The sequence below is a fragment of the Sphingobium xenophagum genome (assembly GCF_031457465.1).
GTDB lineage: Bacteria > Pseudomonadota > Alphaproteobacteria > Sphingomonadales > Sphingomonadaceae > Sphingobium > Sphingobium xenophagum_A.
Window position 1 is genome coordinate 183112 of the sequence record NZ_JAVDWV010000004.1, and the last position, 14204, is coordinate 197315.

The 14204-nt window shown below is 62.9% G+C and carries 12 protein-coding genes; 5 read left to right on the plus strand and 7 right to left on the minus strand.

Features of this window, described 5'->3' with window-relative positions:
• Positions 1-4: 4 nt before the first annotated feature.
• The 5 genes from bglB to J2W40_RS05455 are packed head-to-tail and all read left to right on the plus strand — an operon-like array spanning position 5 to position 7413.
• Positions 5-1120 carry a beta-galactosidase BglB gene (bglB, locus tag J2W40_RS05435; RefSeq protein ID WP_310222460.1) on the plus strand — a complete coding sequence of 372 codons (1116 nt, stop codon included), beginning with the start codon at positions 5-7 and terminating at the stop codon, positions 1118-1120.
• 52 nt (positions 1121-1172) lie between these two features.
• A complete protein-coding gene (locus tag J2W40_RS05440; RefSeq protein ID WP_310222462.1) occupies positions 1173-3668 on the plus strand; it encodes a glycosyl hydrolase 115 family protein in 2496 nt (831 codons plus the stop codon).
• A gap of 52 nt (positions 3669-3720) precedes the next feature.
• Positions 3721-5259: an MFS transporter gene (locus tag J2W40_RS05445; RefSeq protein ID WP_409050338.1), complete on the plus strand. Its 1539-nt coding sequence runs from the start codon at positions 3721-3723 to the stop codon at positions 5257-5259.
• A 13-nt stretch (positions 5260-5272) separates the two neighbouring features.
• Positions 5273-6454, plus strand: coding sequence for an SGNH/GDSL hydrolase family protein (locus J2W40_RS05450; protein WP_310222466.1), 1182 nt, complete (start codon positions 5273-5275; stop codon positions 6452-6454).
• On the plus strand, positions 6451-7413 hold the full coding sequence (locus J2W40_RS05455) for a glycoside hydrolase family protein (protein ID WP_310222468.1): 963 nt from the start codon (positions 6451-6453) through the stop codon (positions 7411-7413). Before J2W40_RS05450 ends, J2W40_RS05455 begins: the two co-directional genes overlap by 4 nt.
• 7 nt (positions 7414-7420) lie before the next feature.
• On the opposite strand, the gene J2W40_RS05460 is transcribed toward J2W40_RS05455, so the two are convergent.
• From J2W40_RS05460 to rhmD, 7 genes are all read right to left on the minus strand, one after another.
• Positions 7421-8239 carry an alpha/beta hydrolase gene (locus J2W40_RS05460; RefSeq protein ID WP_310222470.1) on the minus strand — a complete coding sequence of 273 codons (819 nt, stop codon included), beginning with the start codon at positions 8237-8239 and terminating at the stop codon, positions 7421-7423.
• A complete protein-coding gene (locus J2W40_RS05465; protein WP_310222472.1) occupies positions 8226-9263 on the minus strand; it encodes a glycoside hydrolase family 43 protein in 1038 nt (345 codons plus the stop codon). The genes J2W40_RS05460 and J2W40_RS05465 overlap by 14 nt, the downstream gene beginning before the upstream one ends.
• Complete coding sequence (rhaT, locus tag J2W40_RS05470; RefSeq protein WP_310222474.1) at positions 9263-10327, minus strand: L-rhamnose/proton symporter RhaT; 1065 nt, start codon at positions 10325-10327, stop codon at positions 9263-9265. The genes J2W40_RS05465 and rhaT overlap by 1 nt, the downstream gene beginning before the upstream one ends.
• Positions 10324-11226, minus strand: coding sequence for an amidohydrolase family protein (locus J2W40_RS05475; RefSeq protein WP_310222476.1), 903 nt, complete (start codon positions 11224-11226; stop codon positions 10324-10326). Before J2W40_RS05475 ends, rhaT begins: the two co-directional genes overlap by 4 nt.
• Before the next feature lie 162 nt (positions 11227-11388).
• Positions 11389-12138, minus strand: coding sequence for an SDR family NAD(P)-dependent oxidoreductase (locus J2W40_RS05480; RefSeq protein ID WP_069063863.1), 750 nt, complete (start codon positions 12136-12138; stop codon positions 11389-11391).
• Positions 12135-12992, minus strand: a complete 858-nt coding sequence (locus J2W40_RS05485) for a 2,4-didehydro-3-deoxy-L-rhamnonate hydrolase (RefSeq protein WP_310222479.1) — start codon at positions 12990-12992, stop codon at positions 12135-12137. Before J2W40_RS05485 ends, J2W40_RS05480 begins: the two co-directional genes overlap by 4 nt.
• A gap of 18 nt (positions 12993-13010) precedes the next feature.
• Complete coding sequence (gene rhmD / locus J2W40_RS05490; protein ID WP_096061821.1) at positions 13011-14195, minus strand: L-rhamnonate dehydratase; 1185 nt, start codon at positions 14193-14195, stop codon at positions 13011-13013.
• Positions 14196-14204 lie beyond the last annotated feature (9 nt).

A 14204-nucleotide genomic window follows, 5' to 3' on the forward strand; every position in this document is an offset into this window, starting at 1 on the left:
ATAAGTGGCCGCACTCAATCATGATGTCCCGCGCGCCCAAGTGGTCGACGCCATCGACCGGCTGATGGACAATCTCGTCAATATCAAGGACGAGACGGGCGAGTTCCTTCTGCATCTGGACGATGGCCGCATCATCGACACCAAGGGTTGGGCCGGGTGGGAATGGACCCATGGCATCGGCCTGTTCGGCATGTGGCGTTATTATGAGCAGACCGGCGACCAAAAGGCGTTGGGCATCATCAAACAATGGTTCGAGGATCGCTTTGCCGAAGGCACGCCGACCAAGAATATCAATACGATGGCACCCTTCATCACGCTCGCGTACCTGTATGAGCATGAGCCGGACCCGCGCTACATCCCCTATCTCGACACTTGGGCAGAATGGTTGATGGCGCCCGATGGCCTGCCCAAGACCGAAGAGGGCGGGTTTCAGCATATCGTCTATAATGACGAAAATCCGGGCGAAATGTGGGACGACACGCTGATGATGTCGGTGCTGCCGCTGGCCAAGATCGGCCTGCTGCTGAACCGCGCCCATTACGTCGAGGAAGCCAAGCGCCAGTTCCTCATCCACATCAAATATCTGTTCGATACCAAGACGGGCCTGTGGTTCCATGGGTGGGATTTCAACGGTCGTCATAATTTTGCCGAAGCATTGTGGGCGCGCGGCAATTGCTGGGTGACGATCGCCATCCCTGAAATCATCGAGATTCTGGATCTGCCGCAGGGCGATGCGTTCCGGACCTTCCTGATCGACACGCTGGCCGCGCAGGTTAAGACATTGGCGCAGACGCAGGACGCCGATACGGGCCTGTGGCACACGCTGATCGTCGATCCGACAAGCTATCTGGAAGCGTCGGCCACGGCAGGGTTCGCCTATGGCATCCTTAAGGCGGTGCGGAAGGGTTACTTGCCGCGCCACTATGAGGCTGTCGGCATCAAGGCGGTGCGCGGCGTGCTGGCCAATATCGACGCGGCGGGCGAGTTGCAGCAGGTGAGCTTTGGCACCGCGATGGGCGACACCCAGCAATTCTACAAGGATATTGCGCTGACCTCCATGCCCTATGGCCAGAGCCTCGCGATCTGCGCACTGGGCGAGTTTCTGCGCAGCTATATCTGACAAAGCGGGCAGCGGCGGGAGAGCGGGAAATGGAAGGACCGATCAACCGCCAATGTCCGCCAAGGGATACCGCCAGCGTTGCGACGCTGGCGGTATTTCATATGCTGCGATGATCGCGCGTATTTTGCTCCTGATTGCGCTGATCGGTGTCGCGCCGATGGCGACGGCGCAACATTGGATACGCGAAAACGCCCGCCCCGGCGATCTCACGCTGGCGGCACAGGGGCGCGTCGCGCCGGTCGTCATCGATCCTGCCGATCATGCTGTCGTCGCCATCGCCGCGGCCGACCTGCGCCGCGACCTTGCCACCGTCACACGGGCAACACCGGGCGGCGACACGCAAATCTGGATCGGCACGTTGGGCAAGAATGCCGCGATCGACCGGTTGATCGCTGACCGCCGCATCGCCATCGGCACGTTGAAGGGTGCCTGGGAAAGTTTCCTGATCGCCAGCGTCGACAAGCCGCGCGCCGGCGTTGCGCGCGCGCTGGTGATTATCGGGTCGGATCGGCGCGGGACAGCTTATGGTGCCTATGAACTGTCGCGTGCGATCGGCGTTTCGCCTTGGCACTGGTGGGCTGATGTCACCCCCCGGCAGCAGGCCAGCCTCCATGTCGCCAAGGGGTTGCGGCGCTTTGGCCCGCCTTCGGTCAAATATCGCGGTATCTTCTTCAATGACGAGGATTGGGGGCTAGTCCCCTGGGCTGCCGCGACCCATGCGCTACAGGAAAAACCGCTCGGCCCCAAGACCTACGCCAAGGTCTTCGAGCTAATGCTGCGGCTGAAAGCCAATCTGCTCTGGCCCGCCATGCACAAGGTGACGCAGCCGTTTAACGCCGATCCCGCGAATGCAGCACTGGCCGACCGCTACGCTATCGTGATGGGATCGAGCCATGCCGAACCGATGTTGCGCAACAATGTCGGCGAATGGACCGCGCCGCCGGACGATTTCGACTATGTGAAGAACGCGCCCGGCGTGCAACGTTACTGGGCCGATCGTGTTGCGACTAATGCGCGTTATGAAAGCATATGGACGCTCGGTATGCGCGGCATTCATGACAGCGGCATGGTTGGCCCGTCCACCATCGCGGATCGCCGCGCCACGCTGGAGCGCATCATCACCGACCAGCGCGGCATGTTGGATCGTGCAGGCATAGCCGATGCGCCGCAGGTATTTACCCCCTATAAGGAGGTGCTCGACATTTACCGCGCGGGGCTCAAGGTGCCCGATGATGTCACGCTGATGTGGCCCGACGATAATTTTGGCTATATCCGTCATTTTCCGGACCAGGCGGAGCGCGCGCGGTCGGGTGGTTCGGGTATTTATTATCATCTTTCCTATCTTGGCGCGCCGCTCTCCTATCTCTGGCTGTCCACCACGCCGCCCGCTTTGATCCGCGAGGAAATGGGCAGGGCTTTCGACCGGGGTGCGCGGCAGATGTGGGTTGCTAATGTGGGTGACCTCAAGCCCGCCGAACTGGCGACGGACTATTTCCTGAGCCTGGCCTGGGACATGGAGGCCACGCGCGCCCAGCCGATCGACAGCTTCGTCGAGGGCTGGGCGGCGGAGAATATCGACGCGGCGCAGGCCCGGCCGATCGCTGATATCCTGCGCGTTTATCACCGTCTGAATTTCGACCGTCGGCCTGAACATCTCCAATGGCATTTGCCCGGTGAAAAGGCGCGGCAAAGTCCGCTGTCGATTGCGCAGGCCGATGCCCGGCTCGCCGACTTCGCCGCCATGGAACAGGCGGTCACCGCGCTGGAACCGCATGTCCCCGGCGATCGGCAGGACGCCCTGTTCGAACTGCTGGCCTATCCGGTCGCGGCATCCGCCGCGGCCAACCGCCGCTTCTTCGCGGCCGAAGCGCATGACCGGCTGCGGGACAGCGACCTGGCTGAAGCGGTCCGACGCGGCACGATCGCCCATGCCGCCGATGCGACTCTGCGCGCACTTACGCACCATTATAATCGGGAGATTGCCGACGGCAAATGGCGTGGCATGATGGCGGTGGAACCTGCTGATGGCCAATGGCGCAGCTATCGCCTGACTCCGCCGATCTTGCCAGCGCCCGACGCTTTATCGGCCCCTGCATCGGTGCCGACGATCGCGCCTCTGCACATAGATCCCGTGCTGGCGCCACGGCAATTCGCTGTCACCAAAGGATGGCGGCTGGGCGACGGTCTGGGACGGCACGGCGCCATCTTGGCCGCTACCGGCGCTGGAAGCAGCGTCACCGCGACCATCACACTCCCCGCCGGGCAATGGCGCGCCGTCGTCGATATCCTGCCGACCTATGCCGACCGGGATAGCGATCCGCTGCGCCTGACCATCGCGATAGATGGTGTCGCGCACCGCCTAGCAGTTCCACGCCAGACCGGGGATAGGGATTGGGCGCAAGCTGTTCTCGATAACCGGATTGCGCTTGCCGTGCCGGTAGATTTGCCAGCGGGCACGCATCGCGTCACCTTGCAGTCCGCCGATCCGGGCGTGTTGATCGAGGCGATCCGCTTCGAGCCGGTTAACACAACGGGCCGCTTGCATTGATTTCAAATAGCGTGATAGACATTCACTATATGGTATTAAACCATGTGCCCGCATGACTATCGTGGCACGATCCAAGGCTGAGGATAGACAAGCAGTGCTCCCAGAAACCCGCCCCGTCCGCCTGCGCAATTATCTCGCTTATGGTTCCAACGACGTACTTGGTGCCGGGTCGATGGCGGTCATTTCTGGCTGGGTATTGATCTTCTACACCCAATTTTGCGGGCTGTCGGCGGGACAGGCGGCGACGATTTTCGCGGTCGCGCGCATCCTCGACGCCGTTGCCTCGCCGATGATCGGCTATATTTCCGACCATTTCGGCAGCACCCGGCTTGGCCAGCGTTTCGGGCGTCGGCGCTTCTTCATCCTCGCCGCGATCCCGCTATTGCCCAGCTTCGCGCTGATGTGGCTGCCGGGCCAGACCTTCTGGTATTATCTCGTCAGCTATGTGCTGTTCGAACTTGTCTATGCGATGGAGATCATTCCGTTCGAGACGTTGGCCGCCGAAATGTCGAGCGACTATAAGACCAAGGCGAAGTTCGCGGGCGCGCGCATCCTGTTCGGGCAGGCGTCGGCCATTTTGGCGGGCTTCCTGCCGCTGTGGCTGATCACGACGCTGGGCCGCGACAGTGCCGACACGTTTTTTTACATGGGCATCATTTTCGCCGCGCTCTTCATGCTGACGGCTGGGCTGCTTTATCTGTTCAGCTGGGAACGGCATATGCCGGGCGGGGTGCCGCTGGCGCCGGCCGCGCCGACGGCTGGCATGGGGCAGGCGTTCAAGGCGCTGTATCGCAATCTTTTTTCCACCATGCGTATTCGGGCTTTCCGGCTGCATCTGGGCATGTATCTGGGTGGCTATATCAGTCAGGATATTTTCAACGCGGCCTTCACTTTCTTCGTCATCTTTGCGCTGACGGGGTCGATGGCGATCGCATCGGGGCTGCTCGGCACCATGTATATCGTCCAGTTCGTGGCGGTCATTATTGCGATCAACCTGGCGCTGCGGGCGTCGCCGTCGCGCGCCTATCAGATTGCGGCCGCCAGTTTCGCGGCGGGTGCGCTGACGCTCATCGGTCTGTGGGTGCTGGACATTCCGGCGAGCAGCCCGATGATCTGGCTGCCGATCATCCTGGCGGGCCTTGGCCGCGGCGCGCTCAACTATATCCCCTGGGCAACCTATAATTATATGGCGGACGTGGACGAGATCGTCACCGGACAACGCCGTGAAGGCAGTTTTGCTGGCGTCATGACCTTCGTGCGCAAGGCGACGCAGGCCGCGGCTGTCGCTGGTGTAGGGTTCATCATGCAGGCAGGCGGCTTCGTTTCCGGCGCGCCGGTGCAAAGCTATGACGCCATCCTGACGATCGCCCTGCTGCTGGGCATCGGCACGGTGGGGATGCTGGGCTTTGGCATATTGGTGTCGACCCGCTTCCGCCTCAGCCCCGCCACGCATGATGTGCTGATGGCCGAGATCGAGCATCTACGCGGCGGCGCACAGGCCCCGACCAGCCCGGAGGCGGGCCGGATCGTCGAGGATCTGTCGGGCTGGCGCTATGACCAGCTATGGGGCAGAAACCCGGTCGCCCGCTGACAAAGGATCGATCATGCGCCCCGTCCTGTTTCTTGCCGCCCTTGCCCTTTCAGCCTCGCCCGCTGCGGCCCAGCACTGGTCGCGTAGCTGGATGGCCGCGCCACTCGTCTGGACCGCTCCGGCCGACAAGCGCCCGGACCTGACCGACCGCACGGTGCGGCAGGTCGTTCGCCTGTCCAGTGGCGGCGCGCGCATCCGCCTGCGCCTGTCCAACGAAATGGCGGTTGCGCCGCTGACGATCGGCGCGGTCCATGTCGCACTCGCCGGTGAGGATGGCGCAATCCTGCCCGGCACAGACCGCGTCGTCGCGTTCAACCGCGTGCAGGGGGCCACGCTTTCCCCGCGCGCGCCGTTGCTGAGCGATCCGATCGACCTGCCGGTCAAGCCGCTTACCCGGCTGACGATCAGCATCCATCTGCCCCAGGGCGCAGCCGCGCCCACCGTCCATGCCTATGCTGCCGCCACCAACTGGATCGCGCCGGGCGACCAGACCGCCGCGATCAACCTGACCGGGGCGACGACCATCGGGCCGCGGCTCGTCCTGTCCGCCGTGGAAGTAGAAACCGACCGGCCTGCGCCTACTATCGTCACGCTCGGCGACTCGATCACTGACGGCGTGCGTGCGACGAATGACAGCAACCGGCGCTGGCCTGACCTGCTGGCCGAACGGTTCCAGCAGGCGGGGCGGAGGAATGTCGCGATCGCCAATGCCGGGATCAGCGCAAACCGCCTCTTGTCCGAAGGCGAGGGCTATAATGCGCTCGCGCGCTTCGATGGCGATGTGCTGGCGGTGCCGGGCGTCAGCCATGTGGTGATATTGGAAGGGGTCAACGATATCGGCGCGGCGACGGCGCAGAAACGCCCTTTGCCGAGCGCCGATGACCTGATCGGTGCCTATCGCCAGATGATCGCACGGGCGCGGGGTAATGGGGTCAAGGTCATCCTCGCCACCATCCTGCCCTATAAGGGTGCTGGCTATTGGAGCGAAGAGGGCGAGGCCGTCCGCGTCGCCGTCAATGAGTGGATCCGCACGACCGACGAAGCCGATGGCATGGTCGATCTCGCCAAGGCGATCGCCGACCCCGCCGATCCGGCGCGGATGGCAAAGCCCTATGATGTGGGCGACGCGCTGCACCCCAATGATGCTGGATTTGCGGCGATGGCGGCTGCGTTCGATCTGCGCCTGTTTCGATGATCACTGCGCTGCTTCTGCTCGCGGCCGCCAGCGCACCGATCGCGCCCAAGCCGCTCTATCGCGACCCCATCCATGATGGCGCTGCGGATGCCTCCACCGTCTATGACCGGGCCAGCGGCGAATGGGTGATGTTCTACACCAATCGCCGCGCGAACCTGCCAACGGAGGATGCCAAGGATGTCCGCTGGATTCATGGCACCGCTATCGGCACTGCCCGATCGAAGGATGGCGCGCACTGGCGTTACAGCGGGACGGCCGCCATCCCCCAAAACTGCACTGGCGAGACGCTCTGGGCACCCGAAGTCCAGTTTCTCGACGGACAATGGCATATGTGGCTGACCGTTGTGCCGGGGGTCTTTCGCGACTGGAACGCGCCACGCTTCATCGTCCATTTGACCAGTCCCGACCTTGCGACATGGACCTGTGGCGAGCGGCTCGATCTTGGCTCCGACCGGGTGATTGATGCCAGCGTCATAACGCTGCCGGACGGGGGCTATCGCCTCTTCTTCAACGACGAGCGCGAGAATAAGGCGATCCGCACGGCGGACAGCAAAGACTTGGTCCACTGGACGGTGGGCAAACGCCTGACCGACACGCCGGGGGAAGGCCCCAAGGCATTCCGCTGGAAGGGGCGCTGGTGGCTGATCTCCGACGCCTGGAAGGGGCTGCTGATCATGCGGTCCGACGATGCGGAAACATGGACGCGGCAGGAGGACTATATTCTTGGCGTCCCCGGCATCCATCCCACCGATCGCGCCAAGGGCCAGCATCCCGACATCATCGTCGCGGGCGAGAGGGCCTATATCCTCTATTTCGTCCATCAGGATGGCGAGGATGAAGCGCGCACCAATCCCGACTGGAAACGCCGCAGCGTCCTCCAGATCGCGGAACTGATCGAACGCGATGGGACCATTTCGGTTGATCGCAATGCGCCGGTTTCGGTCGCGCTGAAACCCTGATCGGCCGTTACAGGAACCCGACCTGCCGCAGCCAGGCTTCGCATAGCGTTGGCCAGATCGACGCCGGCATGTCCGCCGTGTCGAGCGCAAAGCCGTGCGGCGCATCGGCAAAGATATGGAGTTCGGCTGATCCTCCAGCGGCGCGCAATGCCGCATGCAGGCGGTGGGCATTCTCCACCGGGACAACGGGATCATTGCCGGCATAGACGATGAAGGTCGGCGGCGGTTCAGACAGCAGTTGCGCGTCGGGCTGCAGCGCATCGTAGAGCGCCTGCTTTTCGACTGGCGGCAAGGGCGGTTTGTCGGCGACGACCGTCCGGCCCTTTGCATTGGTTGAGATGGGGGCATAGCCGATGACCAGGATATCGGGCCGTTGTGGATCGGCCTTGCCCCAGGCCGCCGGATAGTCCGCGACGAGGCAGGCGGCGAGATGACCGCCCGACGAGAGGCCCAGGACACCTAGCCCTTCCCTTGCAAATCCACTGGAGCGGGCAAGCGCCATCGCCGCATGCGCGTCGTCGAGCGGGGCGGATGGACCGTTGTTTGCATCGGGAAAACGATGGATTAGCAGGAAGACATGATAGCCCAGCCGAGTGAGCCAGCGTGCGACCTGGACGCCCTCCCGCCCTGCCATCAGCGCGACATAGCCGCCCCCGCCCAGCACCAGCATCGCCCGGCCATTGGGGCGATCGGGCGCATAGCCTAGCAGGACGGAGCGTTCGACTGCCGTAACCACGGCTTGCTCTGGCGGAGCAGTTTTGTCCTCTAGCGTGAAGGTGCCTGTTGCTGCGCCATGCAGCGGCCAGACCTGATCAGCACCCAGCATCTTGCACTCCCATCGGGCAGCCATGGGTGGGATAGGCTTCCCCATCCAGTTCCACCGCTTCGCGCACCACTTCAACCCGATCGCCAGTGTCGCGCATTTCGTAGAATTTGGCCAAGGCGCGCTTGAAGGGCCGATGCACCACCATCATGAGCCGCCCGTCGAACGTGCGGAAGAGCATGCCGTGGCCGCTGTCACGCTCGACCAATGGCCCCAATTGTTCCCAGGGGCCAGTTACCGTGCCGGATGTCGAGCGGGCCAGCGCCTGGACATAGCCATCCTTGCCATAGCTCGACCAGAGCATGAGCAGCGTGCCGGTGGCCGTGCGGAACAGTTCGGGGCCATCGGTGACATGAACGATGTCGCCTTCGGGCTGTTTTTGCCCGACCACCCAGTCGGCCTCGTCGGCGCGGAACAGCAGGCGCGGCGGTCCGGCTGCCGACAGGTCCTCCTTGAGCGGCATCGCCTCGATCGTGCCGGTGCCCACCTGCATCCATTCATGGGCATAGACGAGCCAGGGCTTGCCCGCCGCATCGACATGCAGTGTCCCATCGAGCGTCATGGCATCGGCCGGAGCAATCGGATTGCCGCCGCGCACCAGGGCAAAGGGACCATCGAGCCGATCGGATACCGCCAGCAAGGTGGTGCGTCGATAGGTCGGGCGGTTAGCCTTTGCCTGGATGGCGGCAGCTTCGTTATGAAAGGTCGCCAGCAGATACCAGCGCCCCTTCCAGCGGTGGACTTCGGGTGCCCAGGCACCTTCATTCGCCCACGTCCCTTCCGGCAGGGTAAACACGACGCGCGGCTTTTCCCAATGCGCAAGGTCGCGGCTGGCATAGGCCATGATGCCCAGCCGTTTGTCGCCGGTGACGGCAGGATCGTTGCGGCTGAACAGCCAATAAGTCTGGCTGTCGGTATCCGCGGCCACCCATGGATCATGGATACGCAGGTGCGATGTCAGCAGCGGCGCTTGTGCCGCCAGCGGGGTAGCGAACGCCACCAGCAGCAGGGCGAGCAAGCCTCGCATCAGCCCGCCATCCGGTTGCCATAGCCGATGATCAGCGTGGCGAAGACCAGCAGACCCACGCCGCTCCATACCATGCACCGAACGGCGGGGGCTGCATCCTTCCATTCGCGGAAGGCGAAGCCCCAGCAGGTGCCGAAGATGATGATCGACGCCATGTGCAGGGTCCAGCTGGAAAAGCCGAAGCGGCCCATCTGGCTTTCGCCCATGGTGTAGAAGAAGAATTGGAAATACCAGGCCGTGCCCGCCAGCGCGCAGAGCAGGATATTGGGCAGCAGCGCGGGGCGCTTGCCATCTGCGTCGGGCGCGCCGAGCCACTGGCCCGCCGACTTGTTTTTCGCGATCAGCCATCCGCACCAGACGGCATTGGTGATAAGACCGCCGAACATGACGATGCACAGTGTCGGCAGGCCGGTCCAGAGCGGCCCCGTCCCGGCGGCGGCCGACAGCGCCTTGACGGGTTCGCCCGCCGCAAGGCCAAAGGCGAAGCAGGAGGACATGATGCCGGAGAAGATGGCGACGGCAATGCCCTTCTTGAAATCGAACTCGGCAACGGCGGCGGCCTTTTGTTCAGGCGAAAGCGCCGCGTCCTTGCGCGCGCCTGCCATGGCGACGACGATGATGCCCAGCACGGTCACGGCCAGCCCCAGCAGCACGATCTGCCCATGCAGCGTGCCTGCAATCTCCGTCATGAAGCTGCCATCGACGATCGGCGGGATCAGGGTACCGAACACGGTGCAAAGGCCCAGCACGACCGCCATGCCGAGCGAAAGGCCGAGATAACGCATGGTGAGGCCGTAGGTTAGCCCGCCAAAGCCCCATAGGAAACCGAAGAACATGCACCAGCCGACCACAGAGCCAGGCACCTGGGCCATCACGCCCATCAGGTCGTTGGTCTGGATGGAGGCGAAGAACCAGGGCGCGATGACCCAAGAGAAGATGCCGCCGGTCAGCCAGAAAATCTCCCAGTTCCAGCGCTTCACCCCGCGATAGGGGACATAGAAGCTGGCCGATGCAAGACCGCCCAGCCAGTGAAACAGGACGCCGAGCAGTGGATTGCCGATCATATATCAAGTCCCAGGCGATAGAGGCGATTGGCGTTGCCGCCGAACATCGCGCGGCGGTCTGCTTCGGGCAGATCCGCGACGATGGCGTGATAGGCTTCCATATATCGGTCGATTGGCCCAAACAGCTTGTCGGTCGGTGTGTCGCTGGCGAACATGCAGCGATCGACCCCGAACATGTCGATCGTTTCGCGGATGAAGGACGCGATGGTCTCGCGGATCCAGTCGCGGCGGATGAAGCCCATGCCCGATAGCTTGACGGAGACATGCGGCAGCGCTGCGAGCGCCTGCATCCCCCGCCGCCAATCGCCGACACCGTCCGCGTCGGTCAGCACCGGCATGCCGATATGGTTGATGATGACGGGGATGTCGGGGTGGCGCTCGATCAGCGGGACAAGTCCCGGCATCTGAGCCGGATAGCATTGCAGGTCGAAGGACAGTTTGTGCTTTGCCAGCAAGCCATAGCCCGCCTGCCATTGCGGATCGACGGTCAGGTCGGTGGACGTATAGCTGCGCCGGGGATCGGGGTGCCAGTTGACGATATGGCGGATGCCCTTGACGCGGCTGTGTGCAGCTTGCACGGACAATAGTGCATCGACGTGCGGGCCGTTGAGCGCGGCGAAGGCGACGATGCCCGTGGGCAGCCCCTCGATCGCAGCAAGGCCATCTAGCCATTGGGTTTCCCGCAGCGCGCTGTCCGCCGCCGCGCCCGCATCGACATGCACGGCGCCAATGACATTCCAGCGTGCGAGGTCTGCGCGATAATTCGCGACGCCATAATCATGCGCGATCGGTTCGACGCTGCCGTTCGGCCCATCCTCGGCGAAGGGCGGGCTGAGCCAATCGTAGCGGATATGCGCCAGATCCCATAAATGGATATGCGCATCGACAAAGGGGATCATGGCCGTCCTCTCCTTATCCCATCTCTCCGTTCGCGCTGAGCTTGTCGAAGGGTCTTGCTTCTTCAGAAGAAGGCTTCGACAGGCTCAGCCCGAACGGAACTGGAGGCTTGTTCCAACGCGGCGCCCTGGCTCTTGTCGGCCAGTCGCGCCGCGCGACTTGTGTCAGAAAGTGGTGCGACCGCCCGACGTGTCGAAGGTCGACGCGGTGGTGAAGCTGCATTCCTCGCTCGCCATGAAGCAGACCATCGCGGCGGATTCGCTGACTTCACCCAGGCGCCCCATGGGGATTTTGGAACGCATATAATCGACCTGGCTTTGGGGCAGCTGTGCGAGAATGGGGCTTTCGAAGGTCGCGGGAGTCAAGGCGTTGGCGATGACGCCCTTGCCGGCCAGTTCCTTGCCCAGGCTCTTGGTCAGCCCGATCACGCCCGCCTTGCTTGCGGAATAGGCGCTGGCATTGGGATTGCCTTCCTTACCCGCAACCGAGGCCAAGTTGACGATGCGGCCATAGCCATTGTCGAGCATGAACGGCACCACTGCGCGGTTGCAGTAGAAAAGGCCGTTCAAGTTAATGTCGATCACGCTGCGCCAGCTGTCGAGCGGATAGTCCCATAGGGTCGCGGTCGCGCCGGTAATGCCCGCAGAGCAAACCAGCACGTCGACTTTGCCCAGTGCTTCCGCGCTGGACTTGGCTGCCGCCTCCACTGCCGCCTGATCAGAGACGTCGAGCGCGACCACATGGGTCGCGCCGATTTCTGCTTTGGTTTCCGCCAGCGCATCGGCGTTCACGTCCCACAAGGCAACCTTACCGCCTTCGGCCACGATCCGCGCGGCGACCTGTTTGCCCAGACCCGACGCGCCGCCGGTGACGATGGCGCAGCGTCCTTCATATCGACCAGCAAAGACGCTCATCCGAGCACCTCATCGCCCAGATGCCGCCATTCGACGACATTTTGCGTCTGTGTCCCCAACTTGGCTATGCCCAGTTCCATCACGTCACCGGCCTTGAGGTAGATGGCGGTCGGCTTCTTACCCTCACCCACGCCGGGCGGTGTGCCGGTGATCATCAGGTCGCCGGGATAGAGGGTGATATATTCGCTGACATAGGAGATGAGCTGCGCGACGTTGAAGATCATCGTGCGGGTATTGCCGGTCTGCATCCGGTCGCCGTTCAGGTCCAGATACATGTCGAGATCCTGCGGATCACCCACTTCATCAGGCGTCACCAGCCAGGGGCCGGTCGGGCAGAAAGTGTCATGCCCCTTGCCCTTGCTCCACTGAGTGCCGCGCTGCTTCTGGTTGAAGCGTTCCGACACGTCGTTGACCAGCGTGTAGCCCGCGACCTTCGACAGCGCCTCTTCCTCGCTCACGAAGCGGCAGGTTTCGCCGATGATGACGCCCAGCTCGACTTCCCAGTCGCCATGGGTCGCGCCCTTGGGCAGCATCACTTCATCGTTTGGCCCATTGAGCGACGACAGCGCCTTCATGAACATCATCGGTTCGGTCGGGATCGGCAGGTTGGATTCGATCGCATGATCCTCATAATTGAGGCCGATCGCGACGATCTTGCCCACGCCCTTCAAGGGCACGCCATAGCGCGGCGTCCCCTCCACGATCGGCAGCGACGCGATGTCGGCGGCCTTGGCGGCGGCCAGCGTCTCGATCGTCAGCTCGGAGACCACGCCTGACAAGTCGCGGATATTGCCATCGGCATCGACGATACCGGGCTTTTCCTGGCCACGCGGGCCAAAACGGCAGAATTTCATGGCAATCTCGCTTCTTGCTTAGTGAGTATAGGGGCGGTGCATCGCGATATCGCGGTTCAGTTCGACGCCGAAGCCGGGCGCGTCGAGCGCGCTGGCCTTGAGCCGACCATTTTCGGGCACTGGCTCGCCGATCAACTGTGGGTGGAACATCGGCACCACTTCGGTTGGTCCTGGATGCATCATCAGGAATTCGGCGAAGGGCGAATTGTGGCGGGTAATGACGAAATGGTAGCTGTAGACCGAGGAGCCGTGCGGCACGACCATCTTACCATGGGCGTCGGCCAGCGCGCTGATCTTGAGCAATTCGGTCACGCCGCCGCACCAGCCGACATCGGGCTGGATGATGTCGCAGCAATCCATTTCCAACAACATGCGGAAGCCCCAGCGGGTCGCCTCATGCTCGCCGGTCGTCACCAGCATCCCCTTGGGGACGTTGCGCTTCAACTGCTGATAACCCCAATAATCGTCGGGGCTGATCGCTTCCTCAATCCATTTGAGGCCATGTTCATGCGCGGCGATGGCTAGGCGCGTGGCATAATCGACGTCGAGCGCCATCCAGCAATCCCACATAAGCCAGAAGTCGGGACCGCATTTTGCGCGCATATCGGCCAGCTCGGCGATGTTCTTCTTAAGACCCTCGATCCCCTCAGCCGGGCCATGGTGCAGCGGCATCTTGCCGCCGATGAAGCCCAGTTCCTTGGCGACATCGGGCCGCGCGCCGGTAGCGTAAAATTGCAGCTCGTCGCGCACCGCGCCGCCCAGCAGATGATAGACCGGCTCCTGGCGCAACTTGCCCAGCAAGTCCCACAGCGCAAGGTCGACACCGGAAATGGCGTTCACGACCAGACCCTTGCGCCCATAATATTGGGTCGAGAAATACATCTGGTCCCAGATTTTCTCATAATCGGTGGGCGAGCGGCCTTCCAGAAAACGGGCCAGATGCTTTTCGACAATGAACGCTGCCGGCTCGCCGCCGGTCGTCACGGCAAAGCCGATCGTGCCATCTTCCGCCTCGATCTCAACGACCAAAGTACCCAGCACGTTGATGCCGAAGCTCTGGCGCGACTGGCGATATTCGGGATAGCGCGACATCGGCGTCGCAATATGGTCGTCGATCCAGTGGCCTTCGCCCTGGTCATGATAGTCGGCACCGCCACCGCGCACGGTGAAGGCCCGGACATGCTTGATTTTCGGCAAGGTCACGATCGGCAC

Coding starts and splice junctions, on each gene's coding strand:
- J2W40_RS05440 (WP_310222462.1), top strand. CDS start 1,173: ATGTCCGCCAAGGGATACCGCCAGCGTTGCGACGCTGGCGGTATTTCA.
- J2W40_RS05445 (WP_409050338.1), top strand. CDS start 3,721: ATGACTATCGTGGCACGATCCAAGGCTGAGGATAGACAAGCAGTGCTC.
- J2W40_RS05450 (WP_310222466.1), top strand. CDS start 5,273: ATGCGCCCCGTCCTGTTTCTTGCCGCCCTTGCCCTTTCAGCCTCGCCC.
- J2W40_RS05455 (WP_310222468.1), top strand. CDS start 6,451: ATGATCACTGCGCTGCTTCTGCTCGCGGCCGCCAGCGCACCGATCGCG.
- J2W40_RS05460 (WP_310222470.1), bottom strand. CDS start 8,239: ATGCTGGGTGCTGATCAGGTCTGGCCGCTGCATGGCGCAGCAACAGGC.
- J2W40_RS05465 (WP_310222472.1), bottom strand. CDS start 9,263: ATGCGAGGCTTGCTCGCCCTGCTGCTGGTGGCGTTCGCTACCCCGCTG.
- rhaT (WP_310222474.1), bottom strand. CDS start 10,327: ATGATCGGCAATCCACTGCTCGGCGTCCTGTTTCACTGGCTGGGCGGT.
- J2W40_RS05475 (WP_310222476.1), bottom strand. CDS start 11,226: ATGATCCCCTTTGTCGATGCGCATATCCATTTATGGGATCTGGCGCAT.
- J2W40_RS05480 (WP_069063863.1), bottom strand. CDS start 12,138: ATGAGCGTCTTTGCTGGTCGATATGAAGGACGCTGCGCCATCGTCACC.
- J2W40_RS05485 (WP_310222479.1), bottom strand. CDS start 12,992: ATGAAATTCTGCCGTTTTGGCCCGCGTGGCCAGGAAAAGCCCGGTATC.